The following is a 25,580-nucleotide window of genomic DNA, read 5'->3' as shown; positions in this document are numbered from 1 at the left end:
GAAGACACATGAAAACACGCATCACTGAACTCTTCGGCATCCGCCACCCGATCATCCAGGGGGGCATGCACTACGTCGGCTTTGCCGAGCTCGCCGCGGCCGTGTCCAACGCCGGCGGACTCGGGCTCATCACGGGCCTCACGCAGCGCACGCCCGAGCTGCTGGCCAAGGAGATCGCCCGCTGCCGAGAGATGACGGACCAGCCCTTCGGCGTGAACCTCACGTTCCTGCCGACCTTGTCCTCGCCGCCGTACCCCGAGTACATCGCGGCCATTGCCGAAGGCGGCGTTCGCATCGTCGAGACGGCAGGGCGCAGTCCCGAGGCCTACATGCCCGCGCTCAAGAAGGCGGGCATCAAGGTGATCCACAAGTGCACCTCGGTGCGGCACGCGCTGAAGGCCGAAGCGATCGGATGCGACGCCGTGAGCGTGGATGGTTTCGAGTGCGGCGGCCACCCGGGCGAGGACGACCTGCCCAACATGATCCTGCTGCCGCGCGCGGCCGAGGAGCTGAAGATCCCGTTCGTCGCCTCCGGCGGCATGGCCGATGCGCGCAGCCTGGTGGCGGCGCTGGCACTGGGCGCGGAAGGCATGAACATGGGCACGCGCTTCGTGGCCACGCAGGAAGCGCCGATCCACCAGAACGTGAAGGACGCCATCGTGGCGGCCACCGAGCTGGACACGCGGCTGGTGATGCGCGGCCTGCGCAACACGGAGCGCGTGCTGACCAATGCATCGGTCGAGCAGCTGATCCGGATCGAGAAGGAAAAGGGCGCCGATCTCAAGTTCGAGGACATCATCGACCAGGTCGCGGGCGTCTACCCGCGCGTGATGCTCGAAGGCGAGATGGATGCCGGCGCCTGGAGCTGCGGCATGGTGGTCGGCCTGATCAACGACATTCCGACGGTGCAGGAACTGATCGACCGCATCATGGAAGAGGCCGAGCAGCTGATCGTCCAGCGGCTCGCCGGTTTCCTGGAGCCTGCGCTGGCCTAGCCAGGCTCCGTGGCAGCGATGCGGTGGCGCTGCCCTAGAAAAGCTCGACGGCCGGCTCCATCAATGCGGATGACCCGGCCCGGATCTCCTGGCAGAGCCCCGCCGCCTGCGGTAGCAGCCGCTGGAAATAGAAGCGGGCCGTTGTAATCTTCGATGCATAGATCGGGTCGCTCGATCCAGCGTTCTTGAACCCCACCTCGGCCATGCGCGCCCAGGTCCACGCAAGCGCCAGGTGCCCGACCAGGCGCAGGTAGGGCGCAGCGGCCGCGCCTGCCGCATGCGGGTCCTGCGCCGACGCGGCCACCAGCTCGCCCGTGAGCTGCCTGATCTCGGCGGCCAGTTCGATGAGCGGCTGCGTGAATTCGCGCATCGCCTCGCGCGGGCTGCAGGTCTCGGCGAATGCGCCGGCCATGTCGAGGAAGGCGCCCATCTGCCGGCCCTGGTCGGCCAGCACCTTGCGCCCGAGCAGGTCCATGGCCTGCACGCCGTTCGTTCCCTCATAAAGGCCCACGATGCGCACGTCGCGCAGGTGCTGCTCGACGCCGTTCTCGCGGATGTAGCCGTGCCCGCCGAACACCTGCATCGCGAGCAGCGTGCATTCCACTGCGAGGTCGCTGGACAACGCCTTCACGAGTGGGGTCAGCAGGCCCAGCAGTTCGGCCGTCTCGTTGCGCCTGGCGGGGTCGGGATGAAGGCGCTGCAGATCGCTCAGCTGCGCGGTCCACAGCGCCAGGGCGCGCGCGCCCTCGATGTTCGCCTTCTGCGTGAGCAGCATGCGGCGCACGTCGGCGTGCCCGATGATCGGATCGGCCGCTTCGCCGGAGGGTCTTGCACCGCTCGCGCGGCCCTGCAGGCGCTCCTTCCCATAGGCCAGGGCCTTCTGGTAGGCCGCTTCCATCAGGCCGATGGCGATCATGCCGACCAGCACACGCATGTGGTTCATCTGCACGAACATGCCCGCGAGTCCCTTGTGGGGCGCGCCCAGCAGCCAGCCGGTCGCACCGTCGAAGTTGATGGTGCAGGTCGAGTTGCCGTGGATGCCCAGCTTGTGCTCGATGGAGCCGCAGACCACCGCATTGCGCGCGCCGGCCGCGCCGCTCGCGTCGGGGATGAACTTCGGCACGATGAAAAGAGAGATGCCCTTCACGCCCGGCGGCGCATCCGGCATGCGCGCGAGCACCAGGTGCATGATGTTCTCGGTCAGGTCCTGCTCGCCGCCCGAGATGAAGATCTTGCTGCCGGTGATGCGGTAGCTGCCGTCGGGCTGCGCCACGGCGCGGGTGCGCATCAGGCCCAGGTCGGTGCCCGCATTGGGCTCGGTCAGGCACATGGTGCCGGCCCACTCGCCCGAGGCGATCTTCGGCAGGTAGAGCGCCTTCTGCGCCTCCGATCCGTTGGCCGACACGTTCACGTAGGTGGCATGCGACATGCCCGGATAGGACGACCACGCCATGTTCGCGCCGCCGAACACTTCGTAGACCGCGTTGGCCACGACCGAAGGAAAGCCCTGGCCGCCGAACTCGGGGCTGCAGGCGAGCCCGGGCCAGCCGTTCTTGGTGAATTCGTCGTAGGCCTTCTTGAAGCCCGGCGGCGTCTGCACTACGCCCGGCGAGGGCATGCTGCAACCGTGCTCGTCCCCTGCTGCGTTGAGCGGCGCAATCACCTCGGCGGCGAACTGGCCGGCCGCGGCGAGCACCTGGTCGATGGTTTCGGCGTCGAGGTCGGGCTGGCCGCAGTCCTGCAGCATGGCCGGCACCTGGAGCAGTTCGTGCAAGACGAACTGGATGTCGCGCATCGGGATCTGGTAGGTCATGGTGCTGCTCCTTGCCTCAGGCCACTTCGAACAGGCCCGCGGCACCCATGCCGCCGCCGACGCACATCGTCACGACGACGAAGCGCGCGCCGCGCCGTTTGCCCTCGATGAGCGCATGTCCCACCAGCCGCGAGCCGGTCATGCCGTAGGGGTGGCCGATCGTGATGCCGCCGCCGTTGACGTTCAGCTTCTCGGGGTCGATGCCCAGCCGGTCGCGCGAATACAGCACCTGGCAGGCGAAAGCCTCGTTCAGTTCCCACAGGCCGATGTCGCTCACCTTGAGCCCGTGGGTCTTCAGCAGCTTGGGCACGGCCAGCACCGGGCCGATGCCCATCTCCTCGGGCGCGAGGCCGGCCACCGCGATGCCGCGGTACGTGCCCAGCGCCTTGAGCCCGCGGCGCTCGGCAACCGCGCGCTCCACCAGCACGCAGGCCGATGCGCCATCGGACAACTGGCTCGAGTTGCCGGCCGTGATGACACCGCCTTCGACGACCGGCTTGAGACTGGCAAGGCCTTCGAGCGTGGTGTCGGGGCGGTTGCCCTCGTCGCGGTCGAGCGTGACCTCGCGGTAGCTGATCGCGCCCGTCTGCTTGTCGGCCACGGCCATGCGCGCCGTGATCGGCACGATCTCGTCGTCGAACAGATGGCGCTCCTGCGCCAGCGCGGTGCGGCGCTGCGCTTCGGCCGAATACGCGTCCTGCGCCTCGCGCGAGATGCCGTACTTCTTCGCGACGATCTCGGCCGTGTGGAGCATCGGGATGTAGGCGTGCTGCACGCGCGCGATGAGCAGCGGATCGGCCTCTTCGCCCACCCACTTGACGAAGGGGTTCTGCACGGCGGAGATGTTCTCCTGCCCGCCGCCCATGGTCACATCCATGCCGTCGACGATGATCTGCTTGGCCGCCGTCGCGATGGCCATCAGGCCCGAGGCGCACTGCCGGTCCATCGTCTGGCCCGGCACCGACTGCGGCAGGCCCGCCGCGAGCGCCGCGAGGCGCCCGATGTTCATGCCCGCGGTGCCGGCGGCCATCGCGCTGCCGATCACCACGTCCTCCACCTCGCCGGGATCGATGCCCGCCCGCTGCACGGCGTGCTGGACCGCGTGGCCCATCAGCGTGGGCGACTTGATGTTGTTCAATGCGCCGCGAAACGCGCGGCCGATGCCCGTGCGTGCGGTGGAAACGATGACGGCTTCTCTCATGGTCAGACTCCAGGGGGTTGGCTAGGCAAGTTGTTGGCGCAGCGGCTCGCCGCGGTTGCGCGGTTCAGGTGCAGGGCGGGCGGGAGCTCCTCATCGCCATTGCCTCGTCCGCAGTCCTTTAAATAACGATCGTTTGTTAAACGATAGTGAACTATAGGTTTGCGCCCACGGCAGCGTCAACACGCTGGAGCGGGTTTGCAGCAGGGGGAAACCCTTGATGCGGAGTCCAGGTAGCGCAATGGAATCACGACCGTTTATCAAACGAGTGGCATGCTATGATGAACACCTCCACGATCTGCAGAGGCCCACTCATGCGCTATCCGTCCACCCACAAAGAGGAAACCCGCAAGAAGCTGCTCGCGAATGCCCGCGCCATCGCCAAGAAAGGCGGCTTCGGCACCACCGGCGTCGATGAATTGATGGCGAGCATCGGCCTGACCGGGGGCGCCTTCTATGGACACTTCCCGTCCAAGGAGGCGCTGTTCGCCGAACTGCTCGAACACGAGATCTCCAACAGCACCGACATGCTGGCCGGAGACCGCGACTCGCCGCCCGACCACGTCGCCAAGCGGCTGCGCAGCTACCTGAGCTCGTACCACGCGCTGCATCCGGAAACCGGCTGCGTGCTGCCGGCACTGGGACCCGAGATCGCCAGGGCCGGGCCCGAGGTGCGTGCCTCGGTCGAAGAAGGCCTGAAGCGCCTGCAGAAAAGCTGGAGCTCGCGCATCGGCGACCCCGACGCCGCATGGGCGCTGATTGCCCAGTGCGTGGGCGCGCTGGTGCTGTCCCGCGCGGTCGAATCCGAGCGCACGCGCAAGGAAATCCTGGCCTCGAGCCGGCGCTTCATCGACCAGACGCACGCGCTGGACGCGGCGCCCGCGAAGCCATCCAAGGCCTCCTGACGGCCGCAGCCGATGCTGCCCCGGCGCGCCACTGCAGCACCTGCGCTGATGCCAACGCTTCCCGCACCGCAGGCGCAGGCGGCCGATGCCGCCGGCCCCGAGCGGCCGGCCTGCACCTACACCACGGCGCATCAGCTCGCCCGCCTCGTCAGGCAGCACTACGACGCGGAACTGGGCGCCATCGGTCTCAGGGCCACGCAGTACCGGCTGCTGGTGGAAATCCTCGCACATGGGCCGGTGCGCCCCTGCGACCTGGCCGAGCGCATGTCGCTCTCTCCCTCGACGCTGACGCGCAATCTCAAGCCGCTGATCGCGGCGGGATGGGTCGATCTTGGGCCCGGGTTGGACGGACGCACCCGCAGTGTGTGCATCACCGCTGCGGGCCGCGGCAAGTGTGCCGAGGGCCGGCCTCGCTGGAGCCTGGCACAGGCCAAGGTGCACCGGTTGATCGGGAGCCGGCAGGTCGGTGCCTTGCATGCGCTCGTCGGCCAATGCTTGACGATCATGTCGGCGGCGGCCGAATGAACGCGGTGGTCAATCCCGACGCGGTTCGATGGCCGCCGCCCGGATGGGCTCGGCCTGCCAGCCGCCGCCCAGCGCCTTGAATGCACCGACCGCCGCGCGTGCCGATTCCGTCTGCGCCTGCGCCCTGGCATCGGCCACGCGCAGCATGCTCTCGTCGGCCTGCAGCACTTCGATCAGGCTGACCACGCCGCGCTGGTAGGCCGCGAACGACGCGCCCCGCGCACGGCCCAATGAGGCCTCACCCTGCGCGAGCAGCGCGGCCTGCTCTTCGCGCTTGACCAGGGCCGAGAAGGCGTTCTCCACGTCTTCGGTGGCACGCAGCGCGGCGAGCCGGTAGGCCGCGAGCAGCTCCGCGTCCTGCCCCTTGGCGAGCTCGATCTGCGCATCGATGCGCGCGAAGTCGAACAGCCGCCAGCGCAGCCCGAGCAGGGCCGCGGCCTGGCTCGCGCCGCCGGTGAACAGGTTGCCGCTGGCCACCGACGTGGCGCTGCCGATGGTTCCCGCGAGCGACAGCTTCGGGTAGTACTCGGCCACGGCCACGCCGATGCGTGCGTTCGATGCCGCCAGGCGCCGCTCGGCGGCGATCAGGTCGGGCCGGCGGCGCAGCAACTCGGCGGGCGAGCCGGTGGCGCCGATGCCGGGCGCAACGGGAATGGCCGCGGCCGCCGCCAGTTCGGCGCGGTGCGCGCCCGGCGCTGTGCCCAGCATCACGTCGAGCGCGTTCATGGCCGCGGACTCGCCGGCCTCGAGCGCCGGCACCGACGCCCGAACCTGCGCCAGTGCGCCCTCGGCCTGGTGCAGTTGGAGCTCGGTGGCCAGCCCCTTGCCGTGGAGCAGGCCGATCTTCGCGAGCAGGTCCTGCTGCGTGGCGACCTGCCGGCGCGCAATGTCCAGGCGGGCCTGCAGGCCGCGGAGCGTGATGTAGATGTCGGCGGTCTGCGCGGCCACGGCCAGGCGCGTGGCGGCCGCGCCGGCTTCCGAGGCCTGGTAGTCGGCCAGCGCGGCCTCGCGTCCCCGGCGCAGCCCGCCGAAGATGTCCAGCTCCCAGCTGGCGCCGAGGTTCGCTTCGTAGGCGCTACCGTAGCGGTCGAAACCCGGCTGCGCGTTCAGCACCTGGCCCAGCGGCGTTTCCACCGACTGGTAGGCCCTGGCCGCTTGCGCGCCCAGATTGCCCGAAGGCAGCAGCGCCGCATTCGCCGCACCGAGCCCGGCCCGGGCCTGCGACACGCGCGCGGCGGCCTGCGCAAGATCGAGGTTCTGCTTCAACGCCTGTTCGACATAGCCGGCCAGCTGCGCATCGCCGAAGCCGGTCCACCATGCCGCGAGCTCGGCGTTGGCGGTGGCCGATCGCTGGCCGAGCGCCGCCTCGCCCATGAAGCGGTCGGGCAGGGCCGGGGCCGGCCGGACATAGTCGGGCCCCACGGCGCAGCCTGCGAGGAGGCTGAACAGCAGGGGCAGGGCAAGCGTGCGTGGGGACATGGGAGTGCTCCGGGCGACGGGCGAAAAAAGCAAAAGAAGTGAGTGACTATAATTCAATTTGGTCACTTGTTGTTGTTTGTTTGTCCAGGCGCTAAGCTCCCGGCATGAACAACGCAACCTCTTCCCCGCCGGCCGCGCGGGGGCCGGCCGACCACGACGTGCGCGCGCAGATCGTCGTGGCGGCCACCGAGCACTTCAGCCAGTACGGCTACGAGAAGACCACGGTTTCCGACCTGGCCAAGGCCATCGGCTTCTCCAAGGCCTACATCTACAAGTTCTTCGAGTCCAAGCAGGCGATCGGCGAAATGATCTGCGCGAACTGCCTGCGCGAGATCCAGCTGGAGATCCGCGCCGCGGTCGACGGGGCCGGCAGCCCGCCCGAGAAGCTGCGCCGCATGTTCAAGGCCATCGTGGATTCGGGCCTTCGGCTGTTCTTCCAGGACCGCAAGCTCTACGAGATCGCCATCTCGGCCGCCAGCGAGCGCTGGCCGTCGGCCATCGCCCATGAAGAGTGCATCCGGCAGATGCTGCTCGAGCTGCTGAAGCAGGGGCGCGAGTCCGGCGACTTCGAGCGCAAGACGCCGATCGACGAGACGGCGGCGGCCATCTACCTGGTCATGCACCCCTACGTCAACCCCGTGATCCTGCAGCTCAGCTCCAGTTACACGGAGCAGGCGCCGGCCCAGCTGTCGGGCCTGGTGCTGCGCAGCTTGTCGCCTTAGCCGAATAAGTTCCCAGTGACTATTGACTAAATTGGTCACTGTTATCAGAATCGGGCTCTGATCGATTCGTCAATGGGCCCCTCATGCACACGCGCCGCTTCCTCACATCCGCCTTGGTCTGCGCCTTGCCGTTCGCGCTGGCCGCCTGCGACGACAAGGCCCCGCCCGATCCACGCACCCAGACGCCGCTGGTGCGCGCCGCCACGGTCCAGGCCGCCGGGCCGGCATCGCGCTCGTTCACCGGCACCGTCGCCGCGCGGGTCCAGAGCGACCTGGGCTTTCGCGTCTCCGGAAAAGTGCAGGAGCGCCTGGTCGACGCAGGTCAGGCGGTCAAGCGCGGGCAGCTGCTCATGCGCATCGACCCGGTCGACCTGAGGCTGGCGGCGCGTGCGCAGCAGGAGGCCGTGAGCGCCGCACGGGCGCGCGCGAAGCAGGCCGGCGACGAGGAAGCACGCTTTCGCGACCTGCGCGGCACCGGCGCGATTTCCGCCTCGGCGTACGACCAGGCCAAGGCGGCGGCGGATGCCGCGCAGGCCCAGCTCGCTGCGGCAGAAGCGCAATCGGAAGTCGCGCGCAATTCGAATCGCTATTCGGAACTCGTTGCCGACGCAGATGGCACGGTGCTCGAGACGCTGGCCGAGCCCGGCCAAGTCGTCAACGCCGGGCAGCCGGTGGTCCGCGTGGCGCAGGCCGGGCGCAGGGAGGCCGTGGTGCAGTTGCCCGAAACGCTGCGTCCGGCCGTCGGCTCCGGCGGGCAGGCCACGCTGTTCGGCAAGGAAGACGTTGCCGTGCCCGTCAAGCTCAGGCAGCTCTCCGATGCGGCCGACAGGCTCACGCGCACCTTCGAGGCGCGCTACGTGCTCGAAGGCGCGCTCGCCAATGCGCCGCTGGGCGCCACGGTGACCGTCGACATCTCGGACGGCAAGCCGGCCCGTGCAGGAGGCGTGCAGGTGCCCATCAGCGCCTTGTTCGATACAGGCAAGGCGACGGGCGTGTGGGTCATCGGCGGCGATCCGTCGACGGTGCGCTGGCAGCCGGTGGCCGTCGAGCGCCTGGATGGCGAGCGCGCGCTGGTGGCCGGGCAGCTCAAGCAGGGCGACCAGGTGGTCGCGCTGGGCGCGCACCTGCTGCGCGAAGGCGAGAAGGTGCGTGTCGCGGCCTCGGCCGCGCCCGCCGCGGCGGGCGGAGCGCGCCCATGAGCGAAGGCCGCTTCAACCTGTCGGCGCTGGCGGTACGCGAGCGATCCATCACGCTGTTTCTCATCGGCCTGATCTCGCTCGCGGGGCTGGTCGCGTTCTTCAAGCTCGGCCGCGCGGAAGACCCGGCCTTCACGATCAAGGTGATGACCATCATCACGGCCTGGCCGGGCGCCACCGCGCAGGAGATGCAGGACCAGGTGGCCGAGAAGCTCGAGAAGCGCCTGCAGGAGCTGCGCTACTACGACCGCGCCGAAACCTACACGCGGCCCGGCCTCGCGTTCACCACGCTGACGTTGCAGGACAGCACGCCGCCCTCCAAGGTCCAGGAAGAGTTCTACCAGGCGCGCAAGAAGGTCGGCGACGAAGCGGGCAGCCTGCCGGCCGGCGTGATCGGGCCGATGATCAACGACGAGTATGCGGACGTCACCTTCGCGCTGTTCGCGCTCAAGGCCAAGGGAGAAGCGCAGCGCGTGCTGGTGCGCGACGCCGAGGCGCTGCGCCAGCGCCTCTTGCATGTGCCGGGCGTGAAGAAGGTCAACATCGCGGGCGAGCAGTCGGAGCGCATCTACGTCGAGTTCGCGCACGACCGGCTGGCCACCCTGGGCATCGGGCCGCAGGACGTGTTCGCCGCGCTCAACGGCCAGAACGCGCTGAGCCCGGCCGGCTCTGTGGAAACCCGCGGCCCGCAGGTGTTCATCCGGCTGGACGGCGCATTCGACACGCTGCAGAAGATCCGCGACACGCCCCTGGTTGCGCAGGGCCGCACCCTGAAGCTGTCGGACGTGGCCACGGTCAGGCGCGGCTACGAAGACCCGGCCACCTTCATGATCCGCAACGGCGGCGAGCCTGCCTTGCTGATCGGCGTCGTGATGCGCGAGGGCTGGAACGGGCTCGACCTGGGCAAGGCGCTGGAGGTGGAAGCTCAAGCCATCAACGCCGAGCTGCCGCTGGGCCTCCGCCTCACCAAGGTCACGGACCAGTCGGTGAACATCAGCGCGTCGGTCGACGAGTTCATGGTCAAGTTCTTTGCGGCGCTGCTGGTCGTGATGCTCGTGAGCTTCCTCAGCATGGGCTGGCGTGCGGGCCTCGTGGTGGCCGCCGCGGTGCCGCTGACGCTGGCCGTGGTCTTCGTGGTGATGGCCGCGACCGGCAAGAACTTCGACCGCATCACGCTCGGCTCGCTGATCCTCGCGCTCGGCCTCCTGGTGGACGACGCCATCATCGCCATCGAGATGATGGTGGTGAAGATCGAGGAGGGCTACAGCCATGTGGCCGCGTCCGCCTACGCCTGGAGCCACACGGCGGCGCCGATGCTCTCGGGCACGCTGGTCACTGCCGTCGGCTTCATGCCCAACGGCTTTGCGCCGTCGACCGCGGGCGAGTACACGAGCAACATGTTCTGGATCGTCGGCATTGCGCTGATCGCGTCCTGGGTGGTCGCGGTGGTGTTCACGCCTTACCTGGGCGTCAAGCTGCTGCCGAACTTCAAGAAGATCGAAGGCGGCCATGCCGCGATCTACGGCACGCCGCGCTACAACCGGCTGCGCGGCGTGCTGGCGCGCGTCATCGCGCGCAAGTGGCTGGTGGCGGGCGCGGTCGTCGGGCTCTTCGTGGCGGCCATCCTCGGCATGGGCGTGGTCAAGAAGCAGTTCTTCCCGATCTCCGACCGTCCCGAGGTGCTGGTCGAAGTGCAGATGCCCTACGGCAGTTCGATCACGCAGACCAGCGATGCCACGGCCAAGGTCGAGACCTGGCTGTCCACGCAGCCCGAGGCGCAGATCGTCACGTCGTACATCGGGCAGGGCGCGCCCCGCTTCTTTTTCGCGATGGGGCCGGAACTGCCCGACCCCTCGTTCGCCAAGATCGTGGTGCGCACGGCCAGCCAGGAGGAGCGCGAGGCACTGAAGCACCGCCTGCGCCAGGCTATTGCCGATGGCCTCGCGTCCGAGGCGCGGGTGCGCGTGACGCAGCTGGTGTTCGGGCCGTACTCGCCGTTCCCCGTGGCCTACCGCGTCAGCGGACCCGATGCGAACGAGCTGCGCCGGATCGCGGCCGAGGTGCGGCAGGTGATGGATGCCAGCCCGATGATGCGCACCGTCAGCACCGACTGGGGCACCCGCACGCCCACGCTGCACTTCACCCTGAAGCAGGACCGCCTGCAGGCCGTCGGGCTGAGCTCCAGCGCGGTGGCGCAGCAACTGCAGTTCCTCCTGAGCGGCGCGCCGGTGACCACCGTGCGCGAGGACATCCGCACCGTGCAGGTGGTGGCCCGTTCGGCCGGCAGCACCCGGCTCGATCCCGCCAAGCTCGCGGACTTCACGCTCGCCGGTGCCGGCGGCCAGCGCATTCCGCTGTCGCAGGTCGGCGAGGTCGAGGTGCGCATGGAAGAACCCGTGATGCGGCGGCGCGACCGCATGCCCACGATCACGGTGCAGGGCGACATCGCCGAGGGGCTGCAGCCGCCCGACGTATCGAACGCGATCACCGCGAAGCTGCAACCCCTGGTGCAGAAGCTGCCGGCCGGCTACCGCATCGCCGAGGCCGGCTCGATCGAGGAATCGGAAAAGGCAACCGCAGCGATGCTGCCGCTCTTCCCCATCATGCTGGCGGCCACGCTGCTCATCATCATCTTCCAGGTGCGCTCGATCTCGGCGATGGTCATGGTGTTCCTCACGAGCCCGCTCGGGCTGATCGGCGTGGTGCCGACCTTGCTGCTGTTCCAGCAGCCCTTCGGCATCAATGCGCTCGTGGGGCTCATCGCGCTGTCGGGCATCCTGATGCGCAACACGCTGATCCTGCTCGGGCAGATCCACCACAACCAGCAGGAGGGGCTCGATCCCTTCCATGCGGTGGTCGAGGCGACCGTGCAGCGTGCGCGGCCCGTGATCCTGACGGCGCTGGCGGCGATCCTCGCGTTCATTCCGCTGACGCACTCGGTGTTCTGGGGCGCGCTGGCGTACACGCTGATCGGCGGCACTTTCGCGGGGACGATCCTCACGCTGGTGTTCCTGCCGGCGATGTATTCGATCTGGTTCAGGATCAAACCCGGCAACGCCGACCAGCCCGCGCATTGACGCGCCGCATCACCATTCATCAAGAGATCGAAGGAATTGCCATGTCGAGTTCATCAGTCGTTGTCGTGACGGGCGGATCCTCGGGCATCGGACGCGCCGCTGCAGAAATGTTCGTGGCGCGCGGCTGCCGCGTGTTCGGCACAGCGCGCGACCTGCGCAGGGCACCCGCGCTGCCCGGCGTCGAGTTCGTCGAGATGGACGTCCGCGAGGAAGGCTCGGTCCAGGCGGCCATCGACTCCATCATCGAGCAGGCCATGCGCATCGACGTGCTGGTCAACAACGCGGGAATGATGATGATCGGCGCGGTCGAGGAAACCGCGACGGCCGAGGCCGCGGAGCTGTTCGACACCAACGTCTTCGGCCTGCTGCGCGTGACGCGCGCGGTGCTGCCGTACATGCGTGAGAAACGCCGCGGGCGGATCGTCAACGTCAGCTCCGTGCTCGGCGTGCTCCCGGCCCCGTACATGGGCCTGTATGCGGCCACCAAGCATGCGGTGGAAGGGCTGTCGGAGTCGCTGGACCACGAGGTGCGCCAGTTCGGCATTCGCGCGACCTTGGTGCAGCCGGCCTTCACCCGGACCAACCTCGATGCCAACGCCCCGCGCACCAAGGCGCGGATCGCAGGCTATGACCGCGAACGCGACCTGGTGGCGCTCTCCGTGGCCGACAGCGTGGGCAGTGCGCCCGAGCCGCACGGCGTGGCGGGCACCATCGTCGAGGCGGCGCTCGGCCCCTGGCGCATGCGCTGCACGCCGCCGGGGGAGGCGTCCTTGCTGACGAAGCTGCGCCGCTTCATGCCCGCGGGACCGGTGGACGCGAGCCTCAGGAAAAAGCTCGGGCTCGGTTCCTCCTGAACGCTCGCCCCGTCCGGCAACGAAGGAGAACATCATGGACAGCCTGGATCTCCTGCGCACCTTCAGCGAGGTGGCCTCTTCCGGAAGCTTCTCCCGCACCGCCAAGCACCTGGCGCTGTCGCGGGGAACCGTCAGCAAATACATCGCGGCCCTCGAGCACCGCTTCGGCGTGCGGCTGCTGAACCGGACCAATCGCGCCGTCAGCCTCACGGACGCAGGCCTCCTGCTGCTCGACAGGAGCAGGCCGATACTGGAACTGGCCGATGTGACGCGCGCCGAGCTGCAGGACCGCGCGCGCGTCCCGAGCGGGCGCCTGCGCGTCTCGGCACCGCACGGCATGGACCTCACGCAGCTGCCGGCGCTGATCAACGACTTCCTCGGCCACTACCCCGAGGTCAGCATCAGCCTCGTGCTCTCGAACCGCCTGGTCGACCTCACCGAAGAGGGCGTCGACATCGCACTTCGCTTCGCCCCCTCGGCCAACGAGAACCTGATCGTTCGGAAACTGATGCCGATGGCGCTCAGCGTCTGCGCCGCGCCCATGTACTGGCGCAAGCACGGCGTGCCCACCCACCCGGACGAGCTTGCGCACCACGCCGCGTTGATCAGCACCCAACTGAATCCGCTGCCGAAGTGGCGCTTCGAGGCCGACCGCCAGCCGATCGAGGTGGCGGTCCGCGGCCGGCTGGACGCCACGGAAGCCAGCCCGCTGATCCAGGCGGCACTGCTGGGCGCAGGCGTCGTCTACCTGCCGTCGGTGATGCTCGATCCCTACATCGAGAGCGGGCGGCTGGTGCCCGTGCTGTCGGAGTTCGTCCGCAGCGACATGTGGCTCTCGGCCGTCTATCTGCAGCGCCGGCACAGCACGGCGGTGCAGCGCGCGTTCCTGGATTTTCTGGCGGTGCGGCTCAAGCCTGCGGGCAAGGAGGGCAGGGCAGCCGGTTGACGGATCCATCGTCGATGCATATACATTTTGTACATACGCAGCATCAGGAGGCTCCGGTGATCTACGCCCGTGTTTTCAAATCCGGCAACAGCCAGGCAGTGCGCTTGCCGAAGGAGTTTCGATTGACCTCCGAGCAGGTGGAGATCTTTCGCCAAGGCAACGACATTGTTTTGCGTGAGCGGCCCGCGAGCGCAACCGCGATCTTCGATGCGCTCGCCGGAATGCCTCCCGGCTTCATGGCCGGTGGCCGCACCGATAGCGCGCCCCAGGAGCGGGAGTCGTTCTGAATGGCCATCGGCGATCTGCTCGACTCAATATCTGCATCTACATCGCCAAAACATAAACCGGATGTGATGCTCCAATGCATCGCCCCCTCAGTTCCGCTCCGACAGCTGCGCCAGGATGGCCGGGTTCTCCAGCGTCGACGTGTCCTGCGTGATCGGCTCATCCTTGGCCACCGAGCGCAGCAGGCGGCGCATGATCTTGCCGCTGCGCGTCTTGGGCAGGTTGTCGCCAAAGCGGATGTCCTTGGGCTTGGCGATCGGACCGATCTCTTTTGCGACCCAGTTGCGCAGCTCGTTCGCGATCTTCTTCGCTTCGTCTCCCGTGGGGCGCGCGCGCTTGAGCACGACGAAGGCGCAGATCGCCTCGCCCGTGGTGTCGTCGGGGCGGCCGACCACCGCGGCCTCGGCCACGAGCGCGGTGCACGACACCAGCGCCGATTCGATCTCCATCGTGCCCATGCGGTGGCCCGAGACATTGAGCACGTCGTCGATGCGGCCGGTGATCGTGAAATAGCCGGTCTTCGCATCGCGGATGGCGCCGTCGCCCGCGAGGTAGAAGCCCTTGAGTTCCGGCGGGTAGTAGCTGGCCTTGAAGCGCTCCGGGTCGCCCCAGATGGTGCGGATCATGCTCGGCCAGGGCTTCTTCACCACGAGGATGCCGCCTTGGCCGTTCGGCACGTCGGCGCCGGTCTCGTCGACGATGGCCGCCGCGATGCCGGGGAAGGGCAGGGTGCAGGAACCCGGCACCAGCGGCGTGGCGCCAGGCAGCGGCGTGATCATGTGGCCGCCGGTCTCCGTCTGCCAGAAAGTGTCGACGATCGGACAGCGGCCGCCGCCGACGTGCTGGTGGAACCACTCCCAGGCCGCCGGATTGATCGGCTCGCCGACCGAGCCCAGGATGCGCAGGCTCGACAGGTCGTAGCGCCTGGGATGCACTTCTGGGTTACCTTCGGCCGCCTTGATCAACGAGCGGATGGCCGTGGGCGCGGTGTAGAACACGCTCACCTTGTGGTCCTGGATCATCTTCCAGAAGCGGCCCGCGTCGGGATAGGTGGGGACGCCCTCGAACACCACTTCGGTGGCGCCCAGCGCGAGCGGACCGTAGGCGATGTAGGTATGGCCCGTGACCCAGCCGATGTCGGCGGTGCACCAGAACACGTCGGCGGGCTTCAGGTCGAAGGTCCACTTCGTCGTCAGCGCGGCATGCAGCAGGTAGCCGCCGCTGGAATGCTGCACGCCCTTGGGCTTGCCGGTCGAGCCGGAGGTGTAGAGCACGAAGAGCGGATGCTCGGCGCCCACCCATTCGGGCTCGCAGGTCTCGGGCTGGCCTTGCGTCTCTTCATGCAGCCAGCGGTCGCGCGAGGGCACCCAGCCGATCGGCCCGCCGGTGCGGCGGTAGACGACGACGTTCTTCACGCTCTCGCAGCCGCCCAGCGCGATGGCTTCGTCGACGATGGCCTTGAGCGGCAGCGGCTTGCCGCCGCGCACCTGTTCGTCGGCGGTGACGACCATCACGGCGCCGGCATCCTGGATGCGGTCGCGCAGGCTCTGCGCCGAGAAGCCGCCGAACACCACCGAATGCGTGGCGCCGATGCGCGCGCAGGCCTGCATCGCGACCACGCCTTCGATGCTCATCGACATGTAGATGACGACGCGGTCGCCCTTCTTCACGCCGCGCGCCTTCAGCGCATTGGCCATGCGGCAGGTGCGCGCGAGCAGCTCGCGGTAGCTGGCCCGCGTGACCTGTCCGTCGTCGGCCTCGAAGATGATCGCGGTCTTGTCGCCCAGGCCGCGCTCGACCTGGCGATCGAGGCAGTTCCAGGACACGTTCAGCGTGCCGTCCTCGAACCACTTGAAGAAGGGCGCCTGGCTGTCGTCGAGCCCCCGGGTGAACGGCGTTTTCCAGCCCAGGAACTCGCGCGCGAGCCGCGACCAGTAGCCGCTGTGGTCGGCCTCTGCCTCGGCCACCAGTTTTTCATAGGCGTCCATGCCGTACACATGGGCGTCCTTCATGTCCGGGGCTGGAATGAGAGGGCTTGCTGCTTCGTTGCTGCTCACGATGGGTCTCCTGATGGTTTGATGCGAGGCGTCGCGGATCTGGTGGCTGTTTCACGGGTCCGCATGGCTGTTCAGCCAGGCTGCAACCGCTGCAGCGCTGCGGAAGTCGTCGCAGGCGCGCGCGGGAACGCCGGGGTAGCGCTGGTTCCACATGCGCGCGAGCGCCTGGCCCGGCCCCACTTCCAGCACGCAGCGCACCTGCCGCGCCATGATGTTTTCAATGCATTCGTCCCAGCGAACCGTCTGGGCGATCTGGGCAGCCAATGCCGTGCGGGCAGACCGTGCATCGCGGATGCGGTCCCCCGCATTGCTGAACAGCACGGCGCGGGGCGCCTGAAACGGCACCTGCGCCAGCACCAGTGAAAAGCTCTCCGCCGCTTCGCGCATCCAGCGCGTATGGGACGCGACGTTGACCCGCAGGCGTGTGCACTGCGCACCGGCTGCGATTGCCATGCGCTCGGCATCGTTCAATGCCGCGATCGGACCGCCGAGGACCACGCTGGCGCTGCCGTTGCGAATCGCGAGTTCGAGCCCCGCATCGATGCGCAACTGCTCCCACTTCTGCTCGGGCAAACCGCTCACGGCCAGCAGGCCGCCGGGCGCGCGTGCGGCGCAGCGGTCCATCGCCGCGGCCCGCTGCGGCGCGAGTGCTGCGGCCGCGCCCGCGTCGATCACGCCGGCCGCGCTGAAGGCAGCGAGTTCGCCGACGCTGTAGCCGGCGACCGCGGCGGGCGGCGAAACCATGGGCGCAAGCTGTGCCCAGGCCGCGAGGGCAAGGCCGGTCAGCAGCGTCTGCGCGTTGTCGTTGCGTTCGGCCCAGTGCGGATCCGCGAGGGCACGGCGCCAGTCGTCGACGCCGAGTTGCGCGCACATGTCATGCACAAGTGCGTCGTCCGCGAGCCATGGCAGCATCGCGGGATGCTGGTTGCCCTGCCCGGAGAAAAGCAGTGCGAAGCTCATGAGCCTGGGCACACGCGCTGGAGCCAGCACGCGGCGGCCAGCGTATCTGCCGCGCCGCCGGGCGACAGGCGGCGCCGCACGAAATCGTCTGCAATGGCTTGCGCCTCTTGCAACCCTTCGGGCCGTGCGATCCCGCCCCGATCGAGAAAGCCCTGCGCCGCGCGTTGGGCGCCGCGCAGGCCGGCCAGGCCGCCGCGGTGCGCAAGATTGCTGTCGTCCAGCACCGCAATGATGTGGAACAAGGTATCGAGCCGCGCCAGGCGGGGCGCGAGGCCGCGGGCCAATGCCTTTCTCAGCGCAGGAAGCGCCGTCTCGAACAGCACCGGAAACGCCAGCGCCGCCTCTTCGGATGCGCTGCGCAGGCCATGGCGCCGTGCCGCGATGCCGCCCGGCAGCACGGGCGCGCGCTGGCTGCGCCCGGCCAGTGCCTCGCCCCAGTGCCGGCGCAGCGCATCGCGCAGTGCCGCCGGATCCCATGCACTGCCATGCGCCCGCAACGCGGCACCGGCCGCGGCGCACAGCAGGCCGAGCATGAAGATCGCGCCCCGGTGCGTGTTGACGCCGCCGGTGGCGGCCAGCATGCGCGCCTCCGCCGCAATGCCGTGGCGCTCGAGCACTGCGAAATCCGCGCCTGCGGCGCCGGCCTCGGCGATCCGGACGAAGTAGCGGCGCAGCGAGAACAGGCTGCGCATGAAGGTGTGTGCGTCCATGTCGTCGTGGCTGCCGCAGTCGATCAAGGTGACCAGGCCGGGCTTGGGCGACAGCGACAGTTCGTCGTAGAGCGCAAGCGTGGCCGCGCGTCCGATCGCCGCCGGTGCCAGGCGCGAATCCGGTGACGGCAAGCGCGCGAAGTTCCTCATGCGGCGATCTCCATCGGCTCCGTGTGGCCACACCAGGCGGCATCGCGATGCAGGTGCACGCCGTCGAGCCGCTTGGCCATCACGGCCCGCGCACGCCCGCCGCGCCATTCGGCCCATTCACGCCAGGCCACCGCTGCGCCGTCGCCGAACATGAGCTCGCCGTCCAGCCGGAGCTGCGGTGCCTCGAACAAGCCGAGCGCGCGCGCCACGGCATCCGCATGGATCGCTCCTTCGACCGCGATCGACAGGTCCAGATCGGAGCCCGCGCGCACATGGTCGAGACCGCTGATCGCCTGCCAGCCGTAGCTGCCGAACACGCGTGCCGCCGCGTGGCATTGGCTGAGCCTGCCGAGCAGTTCGCGCAGCACATCCCATGCTGGCGGCGGCAGCAGGTCCTGCACGTCGGCGAGCCGCGGGAACTCGCCGAGGCCATCCACCGCGGCGCGCGGCACCTGCAGCACAAGCCGGCGCCGGCCCCAGCACGCAGGCGCGGGCAAACCCAGCGCGATCCATCCATCGGCGCCGGCATGGGCCGGCTGGCGCGTCACGACCAGCGGCAATCGATGCAAGGCCCAATGCGCGAGGCAGCCGCGCGCCTGTTCGTCCCAGGGCCGGCCCAGCACGGCGGCCCACCCGCTCCGGGTGAGCCAGGCGAGTTGGTGGCGATGCAGCGAAACCATGGCGGTCATCCGAACTCAGCCCGCGTTCAGGCAGCGTCCAGCACGCGCTGCACGACCGCGGCGGCGAGCCGGCGTCCACCGCGTTCGGCGCCGTCGCGTGCGCGCCTGTCTTCTGTCGGCGTGTGGGCCAGCGCATCGCGCAGGCGGGTTTGCAGGTCGCCGGTCCACAGCGCACGCACGCCGCCCATCGCCACATAGTTCTGCACGCCGGGCGCGAACACCGGGTTGGATTTCGACAGCTCGGTGAGCCGGTCCTCCGGCAGCTTGGTCACGCGCGCCATCGCGGGAATGCGCATCACACGGATCTCGGCCTCCGGCAGCGCGTAGCAGGCGTCGGCGATCAGCCCCGAGGTGATGAAGCCGCCCGACAGCGCCTGGTCGTACACCAGGCCGATCACGCGATGGCCGCGGCGCCGCGCCAGGTCGATGCTCGCGCCCAGGTGCGCCATCGCGCGATTGATGCCGAGCAGTTCGTCGCGCCGGCGCAGTTGCTGGCCCTGCGTGTCGATCAACAGCAGGATCGGACGGCCCGGATGCTGCCTGACGGTGTCGAGCACCGCGCGCGCCTGCGCCAGCGCGAGCCGCACGCCGATCGGCGCGTGGTTCGTGGTGCCGATCACCGTGAGCGGCTCGCGTTCGAAGATCACTTCGCCCTGCAGAAAATCGCCATCCGCACGCAGGCCGTGGAAGGAGCCGAAGAGCTGGGTGACCAGGGAATTCCATTGCATCTGATGCTCCTTGCTCACAGGGTGCGCAGCGCGCGCACCGCTTCCACCGGAAGGTCCGGGACGTTTTCCGCGCCGGCAATGCCGAGCGCGCGCCAGAGCAGCGTCGCTTCGTCGCCGCCGGCGTCGCCGTCCGGCAGCGCATGCAGGCGCTGCGTGAGCAGGCTGTGCTCCTGCTCCAGCGCCGCCTGGGTCAGCGGCTGCTGCCGTTCGAGCGCCGCGATGGCGGCTGCGCGGAATTCCGCGACGTCGTCCTCGACCAGCGCATCGCAATCGCCGGTCAGCCAGCGGTGCTTGCCACCGGTCGTGCGCCAGACCAGCGCCCGGTCGCGCGAGTCGAATTCATCCACGCCGTGGGAGGCCTCGATCACTTCCGGGCCCGACATCGCGAGCCGCCCGACATCGCTCATCACGATGTGGTCGGCGCAGCGCGCCACGATGCCCATGCCGCCGAAGCAACCGTTGGCGCCGCCGATCAGCACGATGACCGGTATGCCCGCGGCGCGCACGTCGAGCACGGCGCGCATCACTTCCGACACCGCGATGAGGCCGGCGTTGGCCTCGTGCAACCGCACGCCGCCCGATTCGGCCAGCAGCAGCACCGCGGCCGGCCGGTCGCGCAGCGCGCGCTGCAGCAGGCCGACCAGCTTGGCGCCGTGCACCTCGCCCACGCCGCCGCCCATGAACGCGCCTTCCTGCGCAGCCGCGAAGACCTCGCGGCCACCCAGCATCGCGCGGCCGATCGCCACGCCGTCATCGAAGGCCGAGGGCACGCCAAGCTGCGCGAGGTGCGGGCTCATGACCCGCTCGCTCGGCGGCAGCCATTCGTGAAAACTGCCGGCGTCGAGCAGCAGCGCCAGCCGCTCGCGCGCCGAGCATTCGGCATAGCTGATCATGGCCGGCCTCCGTCGATCTCGGCCACCGCCTGATCCAGGCGCAGGCTCACCACGGCGGGCGTGGCACCCATGTCGTTGATCGAGATGCGCACACCGGCCAGCGGATGGCGCGCGTGGAAGTCGTTCATCACGGCCTGCCAGATCGGCCCGAAACCGCGCGCCGAGGTTTCGACGCGCACCGCGCAGCCATCGCCGCCGGCGGGCTCGAGCATGACCTCGAGGTTGCCCGAGCCGACCACGCCGACCAGCACCGGCGCAAAGGCGCCGGCCGGCCGGCCGCCGGAGAAAGAAAAGTCCAGGGTTTCGAGCCCTGCGGGAACGTCGCTCATCGTCGGATCTCCTGCTACCAGTTTCTGAAGCGCCTGGGCGGTTGGTACAAGCCGCCGGAGGCGCGCACCAGGTCGCGCATGCTGCGTGCGGCCAGCAGGTTGCGCGTGGCCTGGCGCGGGTCGATGCCCAGGTCCTGCGGCCGGCGGATCACGCCGCGGTCGCGCAGGTTCTCGACCGCGCGCTGGTCGCGCGCCAGGCCCACTGCCGTGTAGCCCGCCACGCCGCGGATGGCCTGCTCGCGCTCCGCGTCGCTGCGGCACAGCAGCAGGTTGGCAATGCCCTCTTCGGTGAGGATGTGCGTGACGTCGTCGCCGTAGATCATGATCGGCGGCAGCGCCATGCCGGCCTGCTCCTGCAGCGTCCAGGCATCGAGCCGGTCGACGAAGGCCGGCTGCATGTGCTCGCGGAAGGTCTCGACCATCTGCACCACCAGCTTCTGCCCGCGCGGCGTGCCGGCCGCGCCGCTGCGGCCGTCGCGCGCTTCGCGCCCGGCCTTCAGCCAGGCCGGGCTCGCATGGCGGCGGCCGCGCGCATCGGCGCCCATGTTGGGGGCGCCGCCGAAGCCGGCGATGCGGCCCAGCGTCGCGGTGGAGCTGTTGCCGTCCAGGTCGATCTGCAGGGTCGAGCCGATGAACATGTCGCAGGCGTAGTGGCCGGCCGCCTGGCACAGCGCGCGGTTGCTGCGCAGGCTGCCGTCGGGGCCGGTGAAGAAGACGTCGGAGCGCGCGCGGATGTAGTCCTCCATGCCCAGCTCGGAGCCGAAGGAATGCACCGACTCCACCCAGCCCGCCTCGATGGCCGGTATCAATGCCGGGTGCGGGTTCAGCGCCCAGTGCTTGCCGATCTTGCCCTTGAGACCGAGCGACTCGGCATAGGTCGGCAGCAGCAGCTCGATGGCCGCGGTGTCGAAGCCGATGCCGTGGTTCAGCCGCTGCACGCCGTACTCGGCATAGATGCCCTTGATGGCCATCATCGCCATCAGCACCTGCACCTCGCTGATCTGCGCCGGGTCGCGCGTGAACAGCGGCTCGATGAAATTGGGGCGCGGCGCCTTCACGACGAAGTTCACCCAGTCGGCCGGTATGTCGATGCGCGGCAGCGTCGTCGTGTGGCCGTCGACCAGCTCGTTGACCTGGGCAATCACGACGCCGCCCGAGAAGGCGGTGGCCTCCACGATGACGGGCGTGTCCTCGGTGTTGGGGCCGGTGTAGAGGTTGCCCTGGGCATCGGCCGCGTGCGCCGTCACCAGCGCCACCTGCGGCGTGAGATCGACGAAGTAGCGCGCGAACAGCTCCAGGTAGGTGTGGATGGCGCCGATCTCGATGCGTCCGGCCGACACCAGCTTGGCCAGCCGCGCGCCTTGCGGACCCGAGAAGCTGAAGTCCAGCCGGGCGGCCACGCCGTTCTCGAAGAGGTCCAGATGCTCCGGCAACGCCAGCACCGACTGCACCATGTGCAGCCCATGCACTTTCGTGGAATCGACCTGGACCAGCGCACGCGCGAGAAAGTCGGCCTGCTTCTGGTTGTTGCCTTCGAGGCAGACCCGGTCGCCCGGCTCCAGCACGGCCTCCAGCAGCTGGCCGATGGCCTCGGTGGCGACGCGCTTGCCCGCCAGTTCGGCGCCGAGCGCGTTGGCCGCCCGCGCAAGGCGTGCCGCGCGATTCTCGGCCTTGGTGTTCCAGTTCATGCGGTCCATGGAGATCCCTCAACCCACCAATGCCTTGGTGGCAAAAAACAGCACCGACGGCCCCATCAGGCAGCCCAGGCCGGTGTGAAAGGTCGCGACGAGCGCGCCGTAGGGCACCAGCTTGCGGTCGGTCGCGGCAAGGCCGGCGGAAACACCGCTCACGGTGCCTGCGAGGCCGCCGAACACCATTGCCGAGCGCGGCGTCTTCAGTGCGAGAAAGCGCGCGGCGATGGGCGTGCCCACCATCACGATGATGGCCTTGACCAGCCCCGTCGCAATGCTCAGCGCCATCACGTCCGGGCTCGCGCCGATGGCCGCGCCCGTCACCGGGCCGACGATGTAGGTGACCGCGCCGGCGCCGATGGTGGTCATGCTCACTGCGTCGGAGTAGCCGAAGGCGCGTGCAATGCATGCGCCCACGATGAAGGGCAGCACCGTGCCCAGCAGCAGCGACACCACGCCGATCAGCCCGGCCTTGCGCGCCTCGGTGGCCTGCACTTCGAAGGCGGTGGCCACGATCGCGAAGTCGCGCAGCATCGCGCCGCCCATCAGCCCGATGCCGCCGAACAGCGACATGTCGGCCAGGCCCTTGTGGCCGCCGGTCTGTGTGCCGCCCCAGTAGGCGAGCGCCAGGCCGATCACGATCGCGATGGCCGAGCCGTGCACGCGGCCGAAGGTCAGCCGGCGCGAGATCTGGCCCGACAGCAGGATCACCAGGCCGACCACCGCAAAGGCGGTCACGAGGCCGTTCTGGAGCGCGGCTTTTTCGAGGATTTCGATCATGCCGTTCACTCCGCTTCGGCCAGCAGGGGGTTGTCGTGCAGCTTGGGCGCGCCCTGCGCTTCCACCTGCGGCCGCTCCGCGCGATTGATCACCGCGATCACGCAGGCGCAGACCGCGACGGCGGCAATGGCCGAGAGCAGCGCCACCGGTCCGCCGCGCAGCGCCGCGACCATGTCCTGCTGCGCCGCCATGGCCACGACCACGGGGATGTACATCGCGCCCCAGTACTCGACGCCGAGCTCCGTGAGCTTGGGCAGGAAGTCGCGCTTCTGCATGTAGAGCCGCGCGAAGATCAGCAGCAGCATCGCGATGCCGACGCCCCCGACGTTGGTCTTCACGCCCAGCGCCTGCCCGAGCAGGTCGCCCAGGAAGATGCCCAGCAGATGGCATACGGCCAGCAGGGCGGTTCCGAAAATGATCATGGGCGTCTCCGTTGTGTGCCGCGCGAGATGCGCGGTGTTCTGGAGACGTACGGTATCGGCGCCCCTGCGCGCGATCAATTAACGGGGGACGGCGACGCTTACGGCGCGTGAAACGATCGCGGGTAAACCCTAGGCCAGTTCGGCCTTCGAGCTGCGGCACAGCGCCAGCAGCGCGAGCAGGTTGGGATCGCGCTCGCGCGTGCGCAGGAAGTTGAGCGCGATGGTCTGGCGCATCAGGTAGCGGGGCTGCAGCGGAATCAGCTGCACGTTCTGCGGCATCACCCCCCACACGCGGCCCGGCAGCAGCGTGTAGCCGACGCCGCCGCTCACCAGGTTCATGAGCGAAAAGATGTCGCCCGTCTCCATCACCACGTTGGGCGTGAAGCCGGCCACGCGAAACGACTCCACGAAGCCGCTGTAGGTGACGAAGCCTTCGCTCAGGCTCACGAAGCGCTCGCCGGCGCAGGCGGCCAGGTCGATCTCCTTCTGCCCCGAATAGGGGGAGCCCACCGGGGCGGCGAACCGGATGTCGTCCTCGAACAGCGGCTCCGACTCGACGTCCGCCGTTCCCTCGGGCACCGCCATGAGGGCGGCATCGATCGCGCCGTCGCGCAGCTTCTGCAGGAGGTCGGCGTTGGAGCCGAGCACGAGCTCGGTGTGCAGCTCGGGCCTGCGCAGCTTCAGCCCCATGATCAGCCGCGGCACCGTGCGGCTCGTCAGCGAATAGAGCGATCCGATGCGGATCCGGTCGGACGAGTAGCCGGCCACTTCCCGTGTCGCGCGGATGCCCTCGGACATGGTGCGCAGCACATCGCGCGCCACGTCTGCCAGCGCCTGTGCCGCATCGGTCGGATGCAGGTTGCGGCCCTCGTGCCGGAACAGCGCGCAGCGCAGGCCGGTTTCCAGCGAATGCAGCGCGCGGTGCACGCTCACGGTGCTGATCTCGAGCTTTTCGGCCGCGCGCGCAAGATTGCCGGTCTCCATGAAGGCCAGCAGGATCTCGAGCTTGCGGAAGGTGATCTCTTCGTCGACGTGGAGGAGCATGGAGGGCCTGCGGATGATGTCCGATCGTAATCCTGGAACGGGCCCACAAATTGCGGTACAACGCGGCGCAGAGCAAAACTGTCTCAACGTTGAACCTGAGTGAGGAAATGCCTATGGACGCGTGGTCGAACGAGCAGCTTTCCCCCTTGTACGAGAGAGAACTCTTCCGTTCGCATGATGCAGAGGAGACGCATGCGCGTGTCTCCCGCGAGCTCAAGCCGCACCGCAGCGTGTGGGGCCGCGGCGACGTCGACGCCATCTTCTGCCGCGCGGAGCTGAGCGCACTGTCGTTGTGCATCCTGCGCTACGGCTGCGATGTCGACATCGAGCCCGACGCGCTCGGCAACTTCGTGCTGGTGCAGATGCCGCTTCGCGGCCATGCCGACGTCCATACCGGCGGGCACACCCTGCAGATCCATCCCGGGCAGGGCGCGGTCATTTCCGCCCACAAGCCGGTGCGGCTGCACTGGCATGCCGACTGCGAACAGCTGATATTGAAAATCGAGCTCAGCCGGCTGCAGGAGGTGGCACGCCATGCCTTCGCCTTGCGCGGCACCGACGACGTGGGCGAGATCGATTTCGCGATGCCCTTTTGCCTGGACGACGCCGCCGGCACGCAGTGGTGCCGCATGGTGGCCGGCCTGGCCTCGCTGCTGCCTTCGGGCGACCTGGGAACCTACGACCCGCGGTGGATGGCGCACTGCGAAGACAACCTGATGCTCTACCTGCTGTGCCACCGGCCGAATTCAGCCCTGCAACGGCATGCCGCCGTGCGGCGCGGCTGCGAGGAAGCCGGCCTGCGGCAGCTGCGGCGAGCCGAGGAGTTCATGCGCGAGCGGCTCGACACGCTGCTGTCGCTCGAAGACGTGGCGCAGGCCGCGGGCGTCACGCGCCGCAGCCTCGCCTTGCTCTTCAAGCGCTATCGCGACCTCTCGCCCGGCGAGGTGCTGCGCAACATGCGGCTGGACGCCGCGCACGCGCAGCTGGCGCGGCACGACGGTGCCAGCGTCACCGAGGTGGCGCTGAGCTGCGGCTTCTCGCACCTGAGCCGCTTTGCCGCCTGCTACCGCGAGCGCTTCGGCCAGCTGCCGCGCGACACCTCCCGCGATCCCGCACCGCTGCCGGCCGCGCGGCACTGAAG

Annotated in this window: 24 protein-coding genes; 10 read left to right on the top strand and 14 right to left on the bottom strand. The window is 69.0% G+C overall.

Going from position 1 to position 25,580, the window contains the following annotated elements; all coding sequences use genetic code 11:
* Positions 1 to 8: 8 nt before the first annotated feature.
* Positions 9 to 995, top strand: a complete 987-nt coding sequence (locus ACAM58_RS30060) for a nitronate monooxygenase family protein (protein WP_018904192.1) — start codon at positions 9 to 11, stop codon at positions 993 to 995.
* A 34-nt stretch (positions 996 to 1,029) separates the two neighbouring features.
* On the opposite strand, the gene ACAM58_RS30055 is transcribed toward ACAM58_RS30060, so the two are convergent.
* Both ACAM58_RS30055 and ACAM58_RS30050 read right to left on the bottom strand, forming a co-directional pair.
* Positions 1,030 to 2,808, bottom strand: coding sequence for an acyl-CoA dehydrogenase C-terminal domain-containing protein (locus ACAM58_RS30055; protein ID WP_018904193.1), 1,779 nt, complete (start codon positions 2,806 to 2,808; stop codon positions 1,030 to 1,032).
* 16 nt (positions 2,809 to 2,824) lie between these two features.
* Positions 2,825 to 4,009 carry an acetyl-CoA C-acyltransferase gene (locus ACAM58_RS30050; RefSeq protein WP_018904194.1) on the bottom strand — a complete coding sequence of 395 codons (1,185 nt, stop codon included), beginning with the start codon at positions 4,007 to 4,009 and terminating at the stop codon, positions 2,825 to 2,827.
* A 311-nt stretch (positions 4,010 to 4,320) separates the two neighbouring features.
* Here ACAM58_RS30050 and ACAM58_RS30045 point away from each other — a divergent pair, with 311 nt between their 5' ends.
* Both ACAM58_RS30045 and ACAM58_RS30040 read left to right on the top strand, forming a co-directional pair.
* Complete coding sequence (locus tag ACAM58_RS30045; protein WP_012748773.1) at positions 4,321 to 4,911, top strand: TetR/AcrR family transcriptional regulator; 591 nt, start codon at positions 4,321 to 4,323, stop codon at positions 4,909 to 4,911.
* A 48-nt stretch (positions 4,912 to 4,959) separates the two neighbouring features.
* Entirely contained in the window at positions 4,960 to 5,436 is a 477-nt protein-coding gene (locus tag ACAM58_RS30040; protein ID WP_018904195.1) for a MarR family winged helix-turn-helix transcriptional regulator, read from the top strand.
* A gap of 9 nt (positions 5,437 to 5,445) precedes the next feature.
* Here ACAM58_RS30040 and ACAM58_RS30035 read toward each other — a convergent pair whose 3' ends face one another.
* On the bottom strand, positions 5,446 to 6,915 hold the full coding sequence (locus tag ACAM58_RS30035) for an efflux transporter outer membrane subunit (RefSeq protein WP_018904196.1): 1,470 nt from the start codon (positions 6,913 to 6,915) through the stop codon (positions 5,446 to 5,448).
* A gap of 104 nt (positions 6,916 to 7,019) precedes the next feature.
* Here ACAM58_RS30035 and ACAM58_RS30030 point away from each other — a divergent pair, with 104 nt between their 5' ends.
* The 6 genes from ACAM58_RS30030 to ACAM58_RS30005 all read left to right on the top strand — a co-directional run bounded on the left by ACAM58_RS30030 (position 7,020) and on the right by ACAM58_RS30005 (position 13,997).
* Positions 7,020 to 7,637, top strand: a complete 618-nt coding sequence (locus ACAM58_RS30030; RefSeq protein WP_018904197.1) for a TetR/AcrR family transcriptional regulator — start codon at positions 7,020 to 7,022, stop codon at positions 7,635 to 7,637.
* An 83-nt stretch (positions 7,638 to 7,720) separates the two neighbouring features.
* Positions 7,721 to 8,836, top strand: coding sequence for an efflux RND transporter periplasmic adaptor subunit (locus ACAM58_RS30025; protein ID WP_018904198.1), 1,116 nt, complete (start codon positions 7,721 to 7,723; stop codon positions 8,834 to 8,836).
* Positions 8,833 to 11,910: an efflux RND transporter permease subunit gene (locus tag ACAM58_RS30020; protein ID WP_018904199.1), complete on the top strand. Its 3,078-nt coding sequence runs from the start codon at positions 8,833 to 8,835 to the stop codon at positions 11,908 to 11,910. The genes ACAM58_RS30025 and ACAM58_RS30020 overlap by 4 nt, the downstream gene beginning before the upstream one ends.
* Positions 11,911 to 11,951: 41 nt before the next feature.
* Positions 11,952 to 12,764 carry an oxidoreductase gene (locus tag ACAM58_RS30015; protein ID WP_026283942.1) on the top strand — a complete coding sequence of 271 codons (813 nt, stop codon included), beginning with the start codon at positions 11,952 to 11,954 and terminating at the stop codon, positions 12,762 to 12,764.
* Between the two features lie 34 nt (positions 12,765 to 12,798).
* Positions 12,799 to 13,710, top strand: coding sequence for a LysR family transcriptional regulator (locus tag ACAM58_RS30010; RefSeq protein WP_018904201.1), 912 nt, complete (start codon positions 12,799 to 12,801; stop codon positions 13,708 to 13,710).
* A gap of 56 nt (positions 13,711 to 13,766) precedes the next feature.
* Positions 13,767 to 13,997, top strand: a complete 231-nt coding sequence (locus tag ACAM58_RS30005; protein WP_015865429.1) for an antitoxin — start codon at positions 13,767 to 13,769, stop codon at positions 13,995 to 13,997.
* 87 nt (positions 13,998 to 14,084) lie between these two features.
* Here ACAM58_RS30005 and acs read toward each other — a convergent pair whose 3' ends face one another.
* From acs to ACAM58_RS29950, 11 genes are all read right to left on the bottom strand, one after another.
* Positions 14,085 to 16,007, bottom strand: coding sequence for an acetate--CoA ligase (gene acs, locus ACAM58_RS30000; RefSeq protein WP_278876693.1), 1,923 nt, complete (start codon positions 16,005 to 16,007; stop codon positions 14,085 to 14,087).
* Between the two features lie 96 nt (positions 16,008 to 16,103).
* Positions 16,104 to 17,012: an acyltransferase domain-containing protein gene (locus ACAM58_RS29995; RefSeq protein WP_018904204.1), complete on the bottom strand. Its 909-nt coding sequence runs from the start codon at positions 17,010 to 17,012 to the stop codon at positions 16,104 to 16,106.
* Positions 17,009 to 17,872 carry a triphosphoribosyl-dephospho-CoA synthase MdcB gene (gene mdcB / locus ACAM58_RS29990; protein WP_018904205.1) on the bottom strand — a complete coding sequence of 288 codons (864 nt, stop codon included), beginning with the start codon at positions 17,870 to 17,872 and terminating at the stop codon, positions 17,009 to 17,011. Before mdcB ends, ACAM58_RS29995 begins: the two co-directional genes overlap by 4 nt.
* On the bottom strand, positions 17,869 to 18,561 hold the full coding sequence (gene mdcG / locus ACAM58_RS29985) for a malonate decarboxylase holo-[acyl-carrier-protein] synthase (RefSeq protein ID WP_369664590.1): 693 nt from the start codon (positions 18,559 to 18,561) through the stop codon (positions 17,869 to 17,871). The genes mdcB and mdcG overlap by 4 nt, the downstream gene beginning before the upstream one ends.
* Before the next feature lie 17 nt (positions 18,562 to 18,578).
* Entirely contained in the window at positions 18,579 to 19,280 is a 702-nt protein-coding gene (mdcE, locus tag ACAM58_RS29980) for a biotin-independent malonate decarboxylase subunit gamma (protein WP_015865434.1), read from the bottom strand.
* A 14-nt stretch (positions 19,281 to 19,294) separates the two neighbouring features.
* Complete coding sequence (locus tag ACAM58_RS29975) at positions 19,295 to 20,173, bottom strand: biotin-independent malonate decarboxylase subunit beta (protein WP_018904207.1); 879 nt, start codon at positions 20,171 to 20,173, stop codon at positions 19,295 to 19,297.
* Positions 20,170 to 20,502: a malonate decarboxylase acyl carrier protein gene (mdcC, locus tag ACAM58_RS29970; RefSeq protein WP_018904208.1), complete on the bottom strand. Its 333-nt coding sequence runs from the start codon at positions 20,500 to 20,502 to the stop codon at positions 20,170 to 20,172. The genes ACAM58_RS29975 and mdcC overlap by 4 nt, the downstream gene beginning before the upstream one ends.
* Positions 20,503 to 20,516: 14 nt before the next feature.
* Positions 20,517 to 22,199, bottom strand: coding sequence for a malonate decarboxylase subunit alpha (gene mdcA / locus ACAM58_RS29965; RefSeq protein WP_278876680.1), 1,683 nt, complete (start codon positions 22,197 to 22,199; stop codon positions 20,517 to 20,519).
* Positions 22,200 to 22,208: 9 nt separating this feature from the next.
* A complete protein-coding gene (madM, locus tag ACAM58_RS29960; protein ID WP_015865438.1) occupies positions 22,209 to 22,973 on the bottom strand; it encodes a malonate transporter subunit MadM in 765 nt (254 codons plus the stop codon).
* Between the two features lie 5 nt (positions 22,974 to 22,978).
* A complete protein-coding gene (gene madL, locus ACAM58_RS29955; protein WP_015865439.1) occupies positions 22,979 to 23,395 on the bottom strand; it encodes a malonate transporter subunit MadL in 417 nt (138 codons plus the stop codon).
* Between the two features lie 129 nt (positions 23,396 to 23,524).
* Positions 23,525 to 24,439 carry a LysR family transcriptional regulator gene (locus ACAM58_RS29950; RefSeq protein ID WP_278876681.1) on the bottom strand — a complete coding sequence of 305 codons (915 nt, stop codon included), beginning with the start codon at positions 24,437 to 24,439 and terminating at the stop codon, positions 23,525 to 23,527.
* 113 nt (positions 24,440 to 24,552) lie between these two features.
* Here ACAM58_RS29950 and ACAM58_RS29945 point away from each other — a divergent pair, with 113 nt between their 5' ends.
* Positions 24,553 to 25,578 (top strand): AraC family transcriptional regulator, encoded by a 1,026-nt coding sequence (locus ACAM58_RS29945; protein ID WP_062364572.1) that lies wholly within the window; start codon positions 24,553 to 24,555, stop codon positions 25,576 to 25,578.
* The last annotated feature ends 2 nt before the right edge of the window (positions 25,579 to 25,580 follow it).

Source organism: Variovorax sp. V116, assembly GCF_041154435.1.
Taxonomy (GTDB): Bacteria; Pseudomonadota; Gammaproteobacteria; order Burkholderiales; family Burkholderiaceae_C; genus Variovorax; species Variovorax paradoxus.
This window is presented reverse-complemented; position numbering and strand designations above follow the sequence as displayed.